The 16,150-nt window shown below is 47.2% G+C and carries 11 protein-coding genes and 1 pseudogene; 2 read left to right on the forward strand and 10 right to left on the reverse strand.

From position 1 onward, the window contains the following. The 4 genes and pseudogenes from ACLTL4_RS03295 to ACLTL4_RS03310 form a co-directional block, all read right to left on the reverse strand. Positions 1 to 277 (reverse strand): annotated as a pseudogene (locus tag ACLTL4_RS03295) (hypothetical protein); the annotation flags it as partial. A 14-nt stretch (positions 278 to 291) separates the two neighbouring features. Further along, complete coding sequence (locus tag ACLTL4_RS03300; protein ID WP_147632058.1) at positions 292 to 1,692, reverse strand: undecaprenyl-phosphate glucose phosphotransferase; 1,401 nt, start codon at positions 1,690 to 1,692, stop codon at positions 292 to 294. A gap of 126 nt (positions 1,693 to 1,818) precedes the next feature. Next, entirely contained in the window at positions 1,819 to 2,775 is a 957-nt protein-coding gene (locus tag ACLTL4_RS03305; RefSeq protein WP_215658908.1) for a glycosyltransferase family 2 protein, read from the reverse strand. A gap of 12 nt (positions 2,776 to 2,787) precedes the next feature. Continuing rightward, on the reverse strand, positions 2,788 to 4,590 hold the full coding sequence (locus ACLTL4_RS03310; RefSeq protein WP_412320221.1) for a glycosyltransferase: 1,803 nt from the start codon (positions 4,588 to 4,590) through the stop codon (positions 2,788 to 2,790). 407 nt (positions 4,591 to 4,997) lie between these two features. Here ACLTL4_RS03310 and ACLTL4_RS03315 point away from each other — a divergent pair, with 407 nt between their 5' ends. Further along, positions 4,998 to 6,026 carry a YfhO family protein gene (locus tag ACLTL4_RS03315; RefSeq protein ID WP_243871911.1) on the forward strand — a complete coding sequence of 343 codons (1,029 nt, stop codon included), beginning with the start codon at positions 4,998 to 5,000 and terminating at the stop codon, positions 6,024 to 6,026. A 61-nt stretch (positions 6,027 to 6,087) separates the two neighbouring features. On the opposite strand, the gene ACLTL4_RS03320 is transcribed toward ACLTL4_RS03315, so the two are convergent. Genes ACLTL4_RS03320 through rfbB form a run of 6 tightly spaced genes read right to left on the reverse strand, consistent with a single transcriptional unit; the run spans position 6,088 to position 14,946 of the window. After that, positions 6,088 to 8,781 (reverse strand): glycosyltransferase, encoded by a 2,694-nt coding sequence (locus ACLTL4_RS03320; RefSeq protein WP_412320222.1) that lies wholly within the window; start codon positions 8,779 to 8,781, stop codon positions 6,088 to 6,090. After that, positions 8,782 to 10,869, reverse strand: coding sequence for a class I SAM-dependent methyltransferase (locus ACLTL4_RS03325; protein ID WP_412320223.1), 2,088 nt, complete (start codon positions 10,867 to 10,869; stop codon positions 8,782 to 8,784). Between the two features lie 13 nt (positions 10,870 to 10,882). After that, positions 10,883 to 12,142 carry an ABC transporter ATP-binding protein gene (locus ACLTL4_RS03330; RefSeq protein WP_147632019.1) on the reverse strand — a complete coding sequence of 420 codons (1,260 nt, stop codon included), beginning with the start codon at positions 12,140 to 12,142 and terminating at the stop codon, positions 10,883 to 10,885. 21 nt (positions 12,143 to 12,163) lie between these two features. Then, complete coding sequence (locus ACLTL4_RS03335; RefSeq protein WP_412320224.1) at positions 12,164 to 12,967, reverse strand: ABC transporter permease; 804 nt, start codon at positions 12,965 to 12,967, stop codon at positions 12,164 to 12,166. 15 nt (positions 12,968 to 12,982) lie between these two features. Then, positions 12,983 to 13,852 (reverse strand): glucose-1-phosphate thymidylyltransferase RfbA, encoded by an 870-nt coding sequence (gene rfbA / locus ACLTL4_RS03340; RefSeq protein ID WP_022119983.1) that lies wholly within the window; start codon positions 13,850 to 13,852, stop codon positions 12,983 to 12,985. A gap of 14 nt (positions 13,853 to 13,866) precedes the next feature. After that, positions 13,867 to 14,946 carry a dTDP-glucose 4,6-dehydratase gene (gene rfbB, locus ACLTL4_RS03345; protein ID WP_022119984.1) on the reverse strand — a complete coding sequence of 360 codons (1,080 nt, stop codon included), beginning with the start codon at positions 14,944 to 14,946 and terminating at the stop codon, positions 13,867 to 13,869. A gap of 209 nt (positions 14,947 to 15,155) precedes the next feature. Here rfbB and ACLTL4_RS03350 point away from each other — a divergent pair, with 209 nt between their 5' ends. Continuing rightward, positions 15,156 to 16,076, forward strand: a complete 921-nt coding sequence (locus tag ACLTL4_RS03350) for a nucleotidyltransferase family protein (RefSeq protein ID WP_173897408.1) — start codon at positions 15,156 to 15,158, stop codon at positions 16,074 to 16,076. The last annotated feature ends 74 nt before the right edge of the window (positions 16,077 to 16,150 follow it).

Below are 16,150 nucleotides of genomic sequence, written 5' to 3' on the forward strand. Positions count from 1 at the left end.
GTTCATAGTACCGGTCGTCATAGCCGCCGCCCGGATAACCCTGACGGTAGCCGCCGTCTCTTCCGTATCCGTCCTGACGGTATCCCTGCTCGTAACGTCGGTCATACTGTCTGCCGTAATCCCGGCGGTATTCTTCCTGCTGATAGCCTCTGTTCTCTTCGCTGCGGTAGTTTCCCCTGCTCTGACGGCGGTAATCGTCCCGGTAATATGGATCCCGGCGGTACTCTCTGTCATCAAACCTGCGGTCATCTGACTCTCTTTTGCTTTTTCTTGCCATCTCAAATCCCCCTTCTAGTATGCATTCTTGTTGATAAAGCCCTTAAAAATTGTAAGAATCAAAATCTTGATATCCAGTCCCACGGTCCAGTTCTCTATATAGTACAGGTCAAACTCGATCCTGCGTTTGATGGATGTATCTCCCCGGTATCCGTTTATCTGTGCCCATCCGGTCATCCCCGGACGCACCTGATGTTTTACCATATAACGTGGGATCTCCTCCCGGAACTTCTCCACAAACTGAGGCCGCTCCGGTCTCGGACCGACCAGACTCATATCTCCTTTCAGGACGTTGAACAGCTGCGGCAGTTCATCAATACTCGTCTTTCGCATGATCTTGCCGATGCCTGTCACTCTCGGATCGTTCTTTGTCGTCCAGGCTGCCTTTTCATCCTTTATCTCCTGCACCGCCATCGAGCGGAATTTATACATATAGAACGGCTTATTGTGCAGTCCAACACGTTCCTGCCTGAAGATCAGCGGTCCTTTCGAAGTTGTTTTCACCAGGATTGCAGAAATCAGCATGATTGGTGAAAACAGGATAATGGCCACCAGTGCCCCGAAAATATCGATGCTGCGTTTGACCATGCTGTTGAAAGTATTGGTCAGCGGCACATGACGGATGTTGATCACCGGAAGTCCGAGCAAATCCTCGGTGTAAGGTCTGGTCGGAATAATGTTATTGTAGTCCGGGATAAATTTGGTGTGCACTCCGGACTTTTCGCACAGTGCAACGATGTGCTGCAGTTTCTCGTATTCCCCAAGTCCCAGCGTGATCGCAATCTCATCCAGACAGTTTTCCGGCAGGATCACGACCAGATTCTCGATCCTTCCGATCACTTTGATGCCTTTGTACATCGTCCCGCGTGCCACATTGTCATCTAAGATGCCCCGGACACAGTAACCCCACTGCGGATTCGCAATGATACGGTCGATATACTGCTCTGCCGCCCGGCTGTAGCCGACAAGCAGGATCTGTTTCTGGTTCAGCCCGCGTCTGCGAAGGCTCATCAGCACCATGCGGATCAGATTCCGCACCAACGTTTCCGCAACGATGTTCAGTGCATAGAAAATGCAGAGCATCTTTCTGGAAAAGTCGATTTCATGCTGCATATATGCAATCGTAAAAAACAGCAGCAGTGCTATGGTGTTTGCCTTTACGATGTTGCCAAACTCAAGTCTTCGTCCCTGCACCCGTTTTGGCGTGTACAGGCTGAATGCATGATAGAGCAACAGCAGCCCCGGTATCAGAATGACCAGGGCTGACATATACGTCTCAAGCGGAAGTTTTCCGGCAACATCCGGTGCGAAAAACTCAAACTGAATAAACCAGGCTGCGATATAGGTACATGCGATCACCAGTGCGTCTACCACCACATGGATGCGGTTCAGAAGCGTTTGATTGTCTTTGATCATGGTTATCCTCTCCCTGTTTGCTTGCCTTATCATAACGCATACGCCGAAAAAGGGCAATTCTTTTTTGCCCGTTTTGGCAGCGTTTTACAAATAATTTACGTTTTGTATTTCTATTTTTTATCTTTATTACATCACAAATCTTCGAACGACATTCACCCAGAGCTGCACCTGAATTCTCACATAATTCCACAGATGCCGCTTCTGAAACGGAACTTTTTTCTCTTTGTCTGACATGGCAATGCCGTTAAAAATACCGTTTGCATATTCTTTCCCAAAGCCTTTCCGGACAAAGAACAGCCACTTGACCACAAACCCGGGAATCAGAAGCGGCAGATTCAGTATGATCTGCAGAAACGGCATATTTTTATAGATCATATAAACATTGTTTCTCGAAGAATGGCGTACTTTAAACTCATTGTATCTTGATCCGCTCGTCCCGCTTCCGACATGCCATACGACTGCCCGCGGGCAGTACCAGTTCTCATAGCCATAGATCTGGGCACGGTAGCCGACATCAATATCCTCCAGATAGGCAAAATGTGCCTCATCAAACCGTCCGATCTTCTCAAATACGCTTCTACGGTACATGGAAGCTCCGCCACAGGCTGCAAACACTTTTCTCGGCTTGAGATAATCTTTCCACGGCCTGTCTTTTCCAAGTGCATATGCCCATCCAAGGGCACAGTAATAATCCCCGGCATCATCCAGTTTGTCCGGCTCGTGCATTTTGATCATTCTTGACGAGCAGGAAAAGCAGTGCGGATGCTGCCGCATCATGATCAACAGCTCCTCAATGCAGTCTTCATGCAGCTTTGTGTCATTGTTCAGAAGAAATACATAAGAAGACTCTGCTGCCCGGATTCCCGCATTGACCGCATGGCAAAAACCATAATTCCGGTCAAGTGCCAGGATCTTTACCCACGGATAATGTTCTTTTACAAACGCAAGGCTTCCGTCCGTCGAACCATTATCCACAAGGACTGTCTCATAATTTTTACAGGTCTGCTCTCTTAATGTATCCAGACAGTCCTTTAAATATCCGATTCCATTATAATTCGGTATCACTACCGTAACTTCTGCCATATGCATTCCTTCCTAACGCTTTCTCAGTGTATAATTGCAGGTGTTGAGTGAGAAATTCTCGTTGTAATAAGGATCGCCCTTCGTAAGGATCTCACTCCAGTGTGCTTTCATATAGTTAATTTCACTTAAGAAACGTTTCTGTTTTTCCGGTGTGTCTTCGTAGCCGCGGCTCTTGGATTCATAGTGATACAGCTCGACATTCGGCTCATAAACTACAAGATAGCCTTCTCTTCTTACCTTCAGGCAGAAATCAATGTCATTGAATGCAACGGCAAGGTCTTCGTTGAATCCGCCTGCCCCCTCCCATGCTTTGCGGTCCACCATCATGCAGGCCGCCGTCACGGCACTTAAATCCTGCTGAAGGATTGCTTTTCTAAGATAACCGCTGCGTTCTCTTGCCATACCGACAAACATCGCCCCGGCAACGCCGCCAATACCGATGATCACGCCCGCATGCTGGATCGTATCATCCGGATAATACAGTTTCACTCCCACAATGCCGACCTCTTTTCGCTGACACTGTCCGATCATCCGCTCCAGCCAGTCCGGTGTGATCACCGTCACATCGTTATTCAGGCAGAGAATATAATCGCCTTTTGCAAATGTAAACCCGAAATTGTTCAGAGCAGAATAATTAAAGCCCGACTTCCAGTAAACGACCCGGATGCCGTCCCTGCCGTCAATCTCTTTGTAATAATCAAAAATCTCCTGCCCGGTGCTGTTATTCTCCACAATAATGATCTCATAATTACGATAGGTTGATTTCTCTTTGATGGAATCCAGACACTTTTTGAGTGTCTCTTTTTCATCCTTGTTCGGAATGATGATCGAGACGAGCGGTTCGCCCGTCACCTGATATTTCGCCCGGTAAAATCCAGGGAACAGCGTATCAGTCACTTCTGCCTCTTCCCCGCAGCGGCGGATGTGCTCTGTCACTGCCCGTTTTCCGGCATCGTAGGCATACTTTTTGCTGAGCGGATTGTCCGCTGTGGAAGCCTTGTGCACCCGCCAGTGGTACAGCACCTTCGGAATATGCTCGATCCCTTTTGCTTTTTCAATGCAGCGGAACAGAAACTCGTGATCCTGCGCTCCGTCAAATTCATTTTTCTGACCGCCCACTTCCTGCACCAGTGTCTTTTTCACAACCAGCAAATGGCAGATGTAATTGTTGGAACGCAGCAGATCAAGATTGAAATCCGGCTTGAAATTTGGCTGATAACGCTCGGAAAGATCACTTGTCACCTTATCCTCATCTGTGTAAACAATCTCCGCCCCTGTTTTGCAGATCCGATCCGCCACTTCATAGAGGGCATTTTCAGAAAGCAGATCATCATGGTCAAACAGAGCAATATAATCGCCGTCCGCCAGTTCCATCGCTGCATTCGTGTTGTCTGCGATGCCCAGATTTTCCGCAAGGATCTTATATTTGATACGTTTATCAGAAAGATAACTGTCAACGATCCGTTTTGTCCCTGCGGTATCTCCACTTCCGTCTGCAATGCACAGCTGCCAGTGCGGATAGGTCTGTGCCGTCACCGATTCGATCATCTGCCGCAGGAAAACTTCCGGTGTTTTGTAAATCGGAACCACAACACTGATCAGCGGCGGATACTCCCAGATCCGTTCTCTCTGTGCTTTTCGCTCCTCATCCGTCAGAATATCATTCTTACACCACTCATTATAATCGACTTCTTCTTTTTCAAATCGCTCTGATAATCGCACTTTAAATTCCTGAAAACCATACTGCTTCAAATAAGAAAATCCCTTTTTGATCGTGTAGGGATTCAGGCTTTTTGCCAGTTTCGAAAAATCCATACGTTTCCTCTCTTACTTTTCTGCTCTTCCGGAAAGCATTTCCATCTAGAGCATTTATCTTAACTTTTTCTCTGTTTCACCTGAAAAGACTCTTTGTACACTATAGTATAGAGGAAGCTTTTCTGTCAAGTGTCGGATTTTCTCCCGCATTTTTGATTGCAGGATTTCCGGCAGATGTGATATGATGAGTCAAGGGACAAATGGACACAAAACGGATGCTTGCATACGTATTTGTGTCTATGAGGACCGCTAAAACATGAGAAAGCAGCCATTTTTTGTAAAAAAATGAGCGAATTTCGAATGTTTGCGTGATTTTGGGAGTGCAGAGCACGAAAAAATCACGTATGACTCATAAAGATTTCCAGTTATTGAGACGCTTATCATATAGAAAGGACAAAGTGAAAACGATGATTTCAGATAAAACAGATTCCAGTTCGGATAAAAACACAAAAAAAGCAAAGAACAAAGTCCTCGGACATTTGCTCTCGCTTTTTTTCGGCATACTGCTTGGCGGCCTGCTCTGCCTGCTTCTGGTTGTGGCCGCACGCCACATGGGTCTGATCTCTTTTGGAGAAGCAGATTCTTTTTACGATACCGCCGTTTCCTATTACAGTGAGCAGTTCGGCGATGCCGCTTCCGCCCAGCGTCAGGACCCGCCCTCTTTTGCACGTTTTTATACGCGTGCGGCAGATACCTCCATCTTAAACAGCGATGTCTCCCTCGATCTGGAGCGGATCCTTCAGGAGAATGTTCTGCTGGAAGGGGAAGGATCGGAGGATGCCGATACTGCTGATTCCGACACTGCGGATTCGGAAAGTGCGACCGCTTCCCTTGCAAAAGAGATCACCGGAAAGAAGATACGTCCGGCATCAAAACTTCAGGAAAGCTGCACCCTGGACGGCATTTCCCGAGACTTTACGGATCTTACGGTAAATCCCTCCTCTCCGGCAGCTATCCAGCTTGATACCGCCACATCAAGACTTTACCAGCGAGTTTATCTTGTTTTTGCTCTGACAGCTGATTCTGACGGCACGCTGACCGTCTCACAGAATTCGGACATGGTATATCAGATCCCGTTTACGGCCGGCGAGAAGAAAAACGTGCAGATCGCCATTTCCATCTCGTCCGACTCGGTAAACTTTTCCTGTGAAAAGGAAAGCTGTCGGATCACAGACCTTGCACTGCTTGGCTCCGTCAAAACCATATCCGCCTACACCGGTGCTCAGATTGCTTTCGATGAGAATACCGAAAAGGACCAGATCTCCGGTACCGTGACGACAGAAAATGCCGGTTTTCTCTTTCTGCCAATCCCATACAGCAAGAATGTAAAAGCTTATGTAGACGGCATCAAGACCGATGTTTTACGTGCCGATGCCTGCTTCGTCTGTGTTCCGGTCGGCTCAGGAGAACACACCTTTGCATTTTACCGGAAGTGAGCATTTTCTATAAAAAGCAGCCGGAAACCACCGGGCCTCCGACTGCTCATTTTCTGCTGCTCTATTTTCGATGAAGGAATCGTTTCATCTGCTCTTTAAATGGTATTTTCGCATCCGAAATTTTCCTTGCCATTTTATAAGAAATCGTTCCTTTTGTTACTTCGATCGACGCTTTCAGTGCCGCATTCTCGTTTTTCAGTCGGTTCATCGCCGCGATGCTGCCGCTGCCGCCAATGGATGGATCGCCAAGAGCCAGTCCCTGGAAAATGAAATCCCGGTCGATCTTGTCTTCCGGCAGTTCTTTTTCCGTAAACTCCAGAAGTTCCCGGTAGAAGCTGCGGTACTCTTCGCACATCTGCTCCACCGTTTTCATCTCCATATCATCCACGATCTCTTTCTTTGCCTGATATTCTTCCGGATGATCGATGATATGATGCAACAGCTGCATCACCTCATCCGGGCTGGCATCCGGCTTCACCAGCCAGCCGCCGCCTGTCTTTCTGATACGCTCCCCGACTGCTCCGATGTCGGTTGCAACGATCGGAATCCCATTAAGCCATGCTTCTGAGACGGTATAACTGAATGTCTCCGGCCAGATCGGCAGAATGCAGATAATATCAATCTCATTATCTTCAAGAAGCTGCGGAAGTTCCTCTTTTTTGTAAGTGGAGCTGAAGAAACAGTTCTCCTGTGAAATTTCCAGAATATTCTTATCACCGATCGCACCTAATACAAACCAGTTGATCCCACCTTTGTCCATCGGAATCAGCTCTCTTGCCATCAGACTTCCTTTCTGCGGAACCATTCCTCCAAGGAATGCCACATTGAGCCTTCCTCGTTTTCCGAAGCGATGGTGATATTCTCCTTTGGTACTTTGATTATCCGTGTAGAACACGCCGTCATGTTTGACATAGACACGGATCTTCACCGGTCCGTCGGCAAGTTTTCTGGTACTGATACGAAGATCCAGACCGCACATCAGTGCTTCTGTTGCACCAAATGCATCGACAATATCCGGTCTTGGTACTTTGTTTGCCAGAAAACAGTCCTTTTTGCCTTTGCTGTCCGTAAATTCCACATAAATCTTCGTCTCTTCGTTTGGCACGCCTTCCAGATAAGCCCAGCCTTTGATGTCATTGAGCCCCTGATCGGCTCCCGGCACACGATCCAGCTTCACGTGCAGGTGTTCGCTCTTCTGATGTTTCTCCGGAGACGGCACATGGATGATATCACGCTCCAGTTTGTCTTCTCCGTGTTCGATGACCATGCATTTTTCTTTCAGAGAAGGGAAATATTCAAGCAGAATATCCCTCGCACTTTCGGATGGGAAGATCAGTTTCCGGCAAATGGAAAGTGCCTTTTTATTTTCCCTTCTCCAGATGCGAAGATAATCAACCTGGCTTGCAATGTCTTTTTTCTGACGCAGACATTCCCGGCAGCGTTTCTGCCTCTCTTCAAAGGAAAGCTTTGCATCCTCTTTCTGACAGAACTGATTTTCGTTATCCAGAAGAATGATCGTCGGGCAGGCATAATAGAAATCATGAATGGTTGCGATCACCGGGATACCAAAACGCTCTGCCGCAAAATAAAGCTCCAGAGAAAGATCCTGCGAATGCTGGATATGCACCATATCAATGTCAAATGCCAGCAGGATCTGTTCATAGATCTTTCGCATCTTTTCATCACGGAAAACCGGAAACTTCGGTGCTTCGCCAATTTCAAATTTCAGGGAGACCACATCTTTGTCTGTGTAGATCGTCAGTCTTAAATATTCTTCATCTCTTGCCGCCACGAAGACATTGTATTCATCCCGCAGTGCCATCGTCAGCTCTTTGACATGAATCTGTGTGCCGCCGATGTTGTTGAATGCCCCTTCCTGGAAATCCAGATGCAGCAGATAGAGAATGTTCTGCTTTCCGTTGTGCAGCTTTGTATACATATTGATATTGTCGCGGATCTCCTGATCCGGATTTTCCATACAGTACAGATGGTTCATCCGCATCTGGGCAGCGTAACGGTCATTTAAGATTGCCTCATGTTCTTCAAGAAGCTTTTTCTTTTCTTCGGTGTCAAACGAAGCGGTCCCTTTATGGTATACAAAGGTGTCATCGCACATTACATGATGATAACCTGCCTGCTCTGCACGGTTGCAGAAATCATTTTCCTCCCCGTAGCCTCTGCCGAACGTTTCAGCGTCAAAGACACCGATGTCATCGATCACACTGCGTTTGATATACATACAGAAACCAACCGCAACGGTGATCCTTGGATAACGTCTGAGGCTGCACGTTTCAATCAGTCCGGCATATTCATCTACCGTGACATTTTCCGGCATCGGATTGTCCTGGCACATGACCGGAACCGAACATAAAGTAGCACTGTTTGAGAGCGGTGTCACCGTTCCGATGCTCTCCTCCCGGTATGCACAGGCGATGATCTTGTCCAGCCACCCAGCAGTAACGATCGTATCGGAATTTAAAAGAAGGACATCTCGATCCTCTGACTGTGCCATTCCCTTATTGACGTTCGCGGAAAACCCCATATTCTTTTCATTGTGCAGCACCAGAATATGTTCCCCGGCAAAGCTATCCAGATAAGGTGCGATCCGTTCATCCGGACTGCAGTCGTTGATCAGGATCAGCCGGTGCTTCGTAAGATCTGTATGCTTTAACACACTCGGCATACAAAGCTGCAAATCATCGTAACCATTGTACACCGGTATAATAATATCTACTGCCTCTGTCCTTTTTTTCATTTATTTCCTCCAAAATGCAAGACCATTTTTTTTACCAAGCAGCCAGTTTGCACGCTCCAGTGCCTCTTCCATGGAGAGTACCGCAATCATGCCGCTGATCTTTACCTGATCCTTGTTTTCTTCCATTTTGACCAGATAAACCGGATCGGTCGTTAAAAACAGATCGCCATGCTCCACTTTTCCGGAAGCGTTGACCGCTTTTAACTTCGCATTGGTTCCGGCATGGTCGATCCGGCAGATACATGGTTTTCCTTCCAGCGGATCAAAACGCAGTGCCTTCCAGTCCTTGAAATTTTTCAGATCAAAAGTCACGCGGAACGCTCCGTCCTGCAGAACCGTTTCCGCCTGGATTTTCTCCTCTTCCCGGAACCCGTTTCCGGTGTCCACAAAGAGCTGGCAGTTCAGCAGATCCTTCTCCTGGTGGCGTTTGCGGAACTCTTCCAGAGAAATACCGATCTCCGGGATGCTGTAGTGCAATACGCGGTTCGCTCCGACGTAGTGTTCTGCAAAATAGGTGCCCCATTTGTGGAAAGTCTCGGACATCTCCTGCGTAATCTGATATTCTTCTAAAAGCTCCTGCATCTTGCAGTCTTGTTCCAGCTGTGGATAGCTGCTGTACAGCTCATTGATGGCACGCCAGATGATAAATGCCACCGGAACCGGAAAATCAAAGATCCATTCGCAGTCAATGACAAAGTATTTTCCGTCTTTTTCGAAAATATTGTCGAGGATCAGATCGATGTTCGCCGGGGCAATGCACGGCAGTTCCGGGCAGATCTGTGAAGTTCCAAAAACCTGGGCAAACTCCGTCCGCTCTCTTCCGGACATCTCCCGGCTTACGATATGACGGTTCCCAGTTGCTGCGGATTCTTTTTCACACAGCATACTGACCGTGGAAATCAGATTTTTCACTTTTTCCACGTTATGTTCATAAATAGCCTGCTTTGCCTGTTGTCCAAGGCTTTTTTCCTGAAGAAACGGTGTCACGACAGCATCGCCTTTTGCTTTTACGCCAAGGCTGCTCCAGCTTCCGTAATCTTTCTGTTTGTTCTGCATATTCTGCAGGTGACGTTTTGCCTCGTTTGTCATCGGCTGCTTGACAACCACTTTTTCTCCGTTTTGCTCTTCAATCGTGGTAGCAATGGAGAAATGACGATCGCGGTCGGTGCTCATCTTCGCATAAAGCACTTTTTTATCAGCACGGATCTGATTTCTGCTCATCTCGATCAGAAAAGAATTGGCAAAATAATCCATTCTGCCATCCTGCTGAATCGTCTCCGCCACCTGTCCCTCCCGGAACAGTGCCATGCGGTATTTTGTGAAATTCCAGGTCGGCAGACCATATTTCTGCTCTTTTAAAGACTCATCCGTAAAGACTTCCCGCGGAAACTTGTAATCCGGATACGGATAATAAAAACGGTGATAAGAAAAACCACAGGCTTCCATCAGACGTTCCCACTCTCCTTTGGAGAATGTCCGCACGGAATGATTGTCCGGATACCCGGCAATGCCGTCAAAATAGCCGTTGGTATGATCTTCCGGTGCACCCGCAAAATACTTGAGTCCAAAGCGGTTCTCGATTGCAATCAGCAGGATCCCCTCCGGCTTGAGCAGCCGTTTGATATTCTTAAGAAACGTCTCGCACGGCTGATCCCCCTCGGTAAAGCCCGGTGCATACTCAAACACGCCGTTGAGCACGATGTAATCAAACTGCTCACCGAACACCATATCATTTAAATTGCCGACCCAGATCTCCAGATTCGGCACACGCTCATGCCTTGCCATGTTGATGTCCGCTCTCTGCTTGGAAAGCTCCACCGACACGACCTTTTTCATCCGCTCACAGAGCAGGCCGCTGATCGCCCCGCAGCCGGAGCCAATCTCCAGACAGGTCGCATCCTCCTGAAACGGATACCAGTTCAGGATGTTCTCGCGGACTCTGGAAAGATGATAAAGTACCGGAAACGGAACATTCTCCATACTCTCGTAACTGCCCTGTGTTTTGACGATCTTCAGTATTTCCTTTTCAATATCTCCGTCGGAGTAAAAATTCTCTCCGCTGTAATAATCCAGATTAAACTTTGCCATAATTCCCCCCGCTTCAGGATAGTGTTACTTTTGAATTCATATCGTAATAACCGACGGTATTGCGGTCCGAGATCACCGTCAGGCTGCATACATCATACAATCTGTGAAATACCACAAACTCTCCGTTGCGGTAACCGGTACATCCAAGAGAAATCAGATATTCTCCGCCCTGCAGATCCAGTTTCTGCGTGAAGGTGATCTCCTGACTCTCGCCCTCTTTTTTACCTTTGACATCTGCCTTTTCATACATGGTGTTCGTTCCGGTAATCTCAATCCCCTGCAGATTCTTGATCGTAAACGCATAGATCGGCTCTTTGATCTCCTCGTGGAAATCTACCTTCATGCGAACAGAAAAGGTGCTGCCCTTCATCAGGGTATTGGTGATCAGCCCTTTGTCATCGAGGATCGCATAGTCTGTGATCTCCGCAATCTTCTCTCCATACTCGATCAGCTTCGGATTGACCACGACCGAATCCTTCCAGTTTGCACTGACATCCTCGACATCGTTCATCCGGCTGTCTGTCTCCAATTCAGACGGATCAAACTGATGCACCAGAACCTTCTTATAAATATCAACCGCTTCTTTCGGTGTTCCCTCAAAGATCTTCTCGCCCTGGTTGAGCAGGATCGCACGGTCACAGTATTTTGTGATGCTTCCAAGGTCGTGGCTGACAAACAGGATCGTCTTGCCTTCTTTTTTGAAATCCTCAAATTTGCGGTAACATTTTGCCTGGAAAAAAACGTCTCCGACCGACAGTGCCTCATCCACGATCAGAATCTCCGGATCGATATTGATGGCAACGGCAAATGCCAGCCGCACAAACATACCGCTTGAATACGATTTGACCGGCTGATTAACAAAATCACCGATATCCGCAAACTCCAGAATATTGTCCAGTCGCTCATCGATCTCTTCTTTTGTAAATCCAAGCATCGTTCCGTTCAGATAGACATTCTCGATCCCGGTATATTCCATGTTGAATCCGGCTCCAAGCTCCAGAAGTGCCGAGATACGTCCATCCACGTTCACTTCGCCTCCGGTCGGATTCAGAACACCGGTGATGATCTTCAAAATCGTCGATTTACCGGAACCGTTCGTCCCGATGATGCCGACCGTCTCGCCTTTTCTGATCTCAAAATTAACATGTTTCAACGCATAATGCTCCCTCGCATCCACATGAAATCCAAGCGTCTCCTTCAGACGGTCAGACGGTTTGTTATATAATTTATATACTTTACTCAGGTCTTTTACCTGAATTGCCATTTCACTCATAGATTTCGATTCCTCATAAATTTACAGAACATCCGCAAAATGTATCTTTAACTTCCGGAACAGTCTCGTGCCGATCAGCCAGAACACCAGAGTAAATGCCCAGAAATACAGAGTCATGCCCGGACGCTGCCAGAACCATGTCTTGTAAATAAAGGCATCACGATATCCCTGGACAATATAAAACATCGGATTTAATTTCAAGATGGACGCAAGGATGCCGGTAATGCCGAGATCCTCCATCGACCACATGATCGGAGTCATCCAGACTCCCACCTGAAGTGCAATGTTGATCACCTGTGTCAGGTCACGAAAAAAGACAACGACCGAACTGGTCATATAAGTGATCCCGAGCACGAGCACAAAGATACAAAACGTATAATAAATCACCTGGATCGTATAAACAGTCGGATAACATCCCATCGCCGTGTACAGGATCAGAGCAACCAGAATAAAAAACAGGTGTACAAAAACAGCGGATACAACTTTGACCATCGGCAGGATATCAATCCGAAATACCACCTTTTTGACCAGATAATTGTATTCCAGCAGTGCATTCGTTCCGTTGATCAGTCCGTCCTGAAAAAAGAACCAGGGAATCAGTCCGGCGATCAGCCACAGCACGAACGGTACCGGTCTTGGTGATGAACTCCTTATCATACCAAAAACAAACCAGTAGACCATGACCGTCACAACCGGCTGTACAAACGCCCAGACGATCCCCAGGTAGGAACCGGCGTATTTCTTTTTAAAATCATTTTTCGCAAGCTGAAAAATCAGTGTTCTGCCCGCAAAAAGCTCTGCGGGCAGTGACCGGGTTTCTTTCATAGATTCCTTTTCCTCCTAAAGTCCCTCTGCAATTTCCAGTAAATACCGGCCATATGCAGTCTTCAGCAGAGGCTGTGCCAGCTCAACGAGCTGTTCTTTTGTGATAAATCCTCTCTTATATGCAATTTCTTCGATGCAGGAAATATAAAGTCCCTGTCTCTTCTGGAAGGCAGCTACGAAATCTGCCGCATCGAGCAGTGCATCGTGTGTGCCGGTATCCAGCCATGCAAAACCTCTGCCAAGTGTCTCCACCTTCAGGGTTCCTCTTCTTAAATATTCATTGTTGATACTGGTGATCTCGATCTCACCGCGTGCGGAAGGTTTGACATTCTTTGCGATCTCTACCACATCATTATCATAGAAATACAGTCCCGGAACAGCGTAGTTGGACTTCGGATGCTCCGGTTTCTCCTCGATGGAGAGTGCCTTTCCGTTCTCATCAAACTCTACGACACCATATTCTCTCGGGTCACGCACATAATATCCGAAAATAGTCGCTCCCTTTTCAATCTTGGCTGCACGCATCAGAACCTGTGAAAAGCTCTGTCCGTAGAAAATATTATCACCGAGCACCAGTGCCACACTGTCATCTCCGATGAAATCGGCTCCGATAATAAACGCATCTGCCAGTCCCCGAGGTTTGTCCTGAACAGCATAAGACATCTGAAGCCCCAGCTGCTCACCGGTGCCAAACAATTCTTTAAATACCGGAAGATCACGCTCTGTAGAGATGATCAGGATCTCACGGATCCCTGCCAGCATCAGTGTGGACAACGGATAGTAGATCATCGGCTTATCATAAACCGGCATGATCTGTTTTGAAATCGCTTTGGTCAGCGGGTACAGTCTGGTACCGGAACCGCCTGCTAAAATAATCCCCTTCATATATCGATCCTTTCTTATTTGCGGTACATCTCTTCGTAATATTTCTGATAGTCACCGCTTGTCACATTTGCCATCCAGTCTTCGTGTTCAAAATACCATTTGATTGTTTTCTTGATGCCTTCTGCAAACATCGTCTCCGGATACCAGCCAATCTCAGCTTTGATCTTGTCCGGTGCGATCGCATATCTGCGGTCATGGCCCTTGCGGTCTTCCACATAAGTGATCAGTTCTTCATTGATATGTGCTTTTCTCGGGTCTTCGTCCGGAAGCATCTCGTTTAACGTATCGAGAATGATATGGATGATCTCGATGTTCTGTTTTTCATTGTGTCCGCCGATGTTGTATGTCTCAAACAGACGGCCCTGTTCCTGAACCATATCAATGCCCTTTGCATGGTCTTCCACATACAGCCAGTCACGCACATTTTTGCCGTCGCCGTAGACCGGAAGCTTTCTGCCGTTTAATGCATTGTTGATGATCAGCGGGATCAGCTTCTCCGGGAACTGATACGGTCCGTAGTTGTTGCTGCAGTTTGTGATATTTGCCGGGAATTTGTAAGTATCCATATAGGCTTTTACCAGCATATCCGAAGATGCCTTGCTTGCAGAATACGGGCTGTGAGGATCATAAGGTGTCGTCTCGTAGAAATATTCCCCCTCGTTCTCCAGAGAACCGTAAACTTCATCCGTGGATACATGTAAAAATTTCTTGTCTGCCTTGAATGTGCCGTCCTCAAGCTCCCAGGCTGCCTTTGCCGCATTGAGCATGACCAGAGTACCAAGCACGTTTGTCTTTACAAAAACTTCCGGGTTGCGGATGCTTCGGTCTACATGGCTCTCTGCTGCGAAATGAACCACACGGTCAATGTCATTTTCATCGAAGATCTTGTTGATCGCCTCGCTGTCGCAGATATCTGCTCTTACAAATGTATAATTGTCACGGTTCTCCACATCTCTTAAATTTTCCAGATTGCCTGCGTAAGTCAGCTTGTCAACGTTGATAATACGGATGTCATCCCCGTATTTTTTAAACATATAGTGAATATAATTAGAACCAATAAAACCGGCACCTCCGGTTACAAGATAAGTTCTCATGTTCTTTTTTACCTCCATCAGTCAGTTCGTTTCTCTTATTTTCCATACGGATTCTTTATATTATACCATCTGGGGCAACAATATTCAACCGGAAAACTCCTTTTGGCAAAGCTTCCAATAAAGCCTTGCTTTTTCCTTTGCTTTTCAGACATTCTATGATATAATATAGCCACTGTTATCGTAAAAAAGACTTGAGAGGAGCATTATTTATGAAAGAAACAACACTTGTTATCCTGGCAGCAGGCATCGGAAGCCGTTTTGGCGGCGGCATCAAACAGCTGGCACCGGTCGGACCTTCCGGTGAGATCATCATGGACTATTCTATCTATGATGCCTTAAAGGCAGGATTCAATAAAATCGTATTTATCATCCGCAAGGATATCGAAGAGGACTTCAGACGCATCATCGGGGATCGCATCTCTGAAATCGCAGACGTATCTTATGCCTTTCAGGATCTGTCCGCTCTGCCGGACGGTTTTTCCGTTCCGGACGGCCGCACCAAACCATGGGGCACCGGCCAGGCTCTTCTGTGCTGCAAGGGCGTGATCGACACACCGTTTGCTGTCATCAATGCAGACGATTACTATGGAAAAGAAGGTTTTAAAAAAGTGCATGATTTCCTGGTAGAGGAGCACAGTCAGGATGACCTGCTGCATTTTTGCATGGCAGGCTTTATCCTCGGAAATACCTTAAGTGAGAACGGCGGCGTCACACGCGGCATCTGTCAGGTAGATGACAGAGAACTTTTAACTTCCATCGTTGAGACCCACGATATCACCAAAACAGCAGACGGTGCCGGTGTTCCGGATGGAAACGGCGGTTTTGCACCGCTTGATACAAACAGTCATGTTTCCATGAATATGTGGGGATTTACACCGGAAATCCTCGATTATCTGGATCAGGATTTCGCAGCATTCCTTTCTGCCCAGAAAGAAGGCGATCTCAAATGCGAATATTTGATCCCGACCGTTGTCGATGACATGCTGAAAAAACAACTTGCTGATGTGCAGGTACTGGAGACACGTGACCGCTGGTTCGGTGTCACTTACGCCGAGGACAAGGCTTATGTCACAGACTCCATCCAGGCACTCGTAAAAGGAGGGATCTACCCTGAAAAACTCTTCCAATAAACGGGCTTCTCTTTTCCTGCATGGATTTCTGCTGACCCTTGGCATCACATTTGCCCCGGTCAGCGCCCACGCCG

Origin of the sequence: Hominisplanchenecus sp. (assembly GCF_046967715.1) — a bacterium.
GTDB lineage: Bacteria > Bacillota > Clostridia > Lachnospirales > Lachnospiraceae > Hominisplanchenecus > Hominisplanchenecus faecis.

Bases quoted from the DNA above. Each gene is read 5' to 3' on its own strand.
- rfbB (WP_022119984.1), bottom strand. From the start codon at position 14,946: ATGAGAACTTATCTTGTAACCGGAGGTGCCGGTTTTATTGGTTCTAAT.
- ACLTL4_RS03315 (WP_243871911.1), top strand. From the start codon at position 4,998: ATGATTTCAGATAAAACAGATTCCAGTTCGGATAAAAACACAAAAAAA.
- ACLTL4_RS03330 (WP_147632019.1), bottom strand. From the start codon at position 12,142: ATGAGTGAAATGGCAATTCAGGTAAAAGACCTGAGTAAAGTATATAAA.
- rfbA (WP_022119983.1), bottom strand. From the start codon at position 13,852: ATGAAGGGGATTATTTTAGCAGGCGGTTCCGGTACCAGACTGTACCCG.
- ACLTL4_RS03325 (WP_412320223.1), bottom strand. From the start codon at position 10,869: ATGGCAAAGTTTAATCTGGATTATTACAGCGGAGAGAATTTTTACTCC.
- ACLTL4_RS03310 (WP_412320221.1), bottom strand. From the start codon at position 4,590: ATGGATTTTTCGAAACTGGCAAAAAGCCTGAATCCCTACACGATCAAA.
- ACLTL4_RS03350 (WP_173897408.1), top strand. From the start codon at position 15,156: ATGAAAGAAACAACACTTGTTATCCTGGCAGCAGGCATCGGAAGCCGT.
- ACLTL4_RS03335 (WP_412320224.1), bottom strand. From the start codon at position 12,967: ATGAAAGAAACCCGGTCACTGCCCGCAGAGCTTTTTGCGGGCAGAACA.
- ACLTL4_RS03305 (WP_215658908.1), bottom strand. From the start codon at position 2,775: ATGGCAGAAGTTACGGTAGTGATACCGAATTATAATGGAATCGGATAT.
- ACLTL4_RS03300 (WP_147632058.1), bottom strand. From the start codon at position 1,692: ATGATCAAAGACAATCAAACGCTTCTGAACCGCATCCATGTGGTGGTA.
- ACLTL4_RS03320 (WP_412320222.1), bottom strand. From the start codon at position 8,781: ATGAAAAAAAGGACAGAGGCAGTAGATATTATTATACCGGTGTACAAT.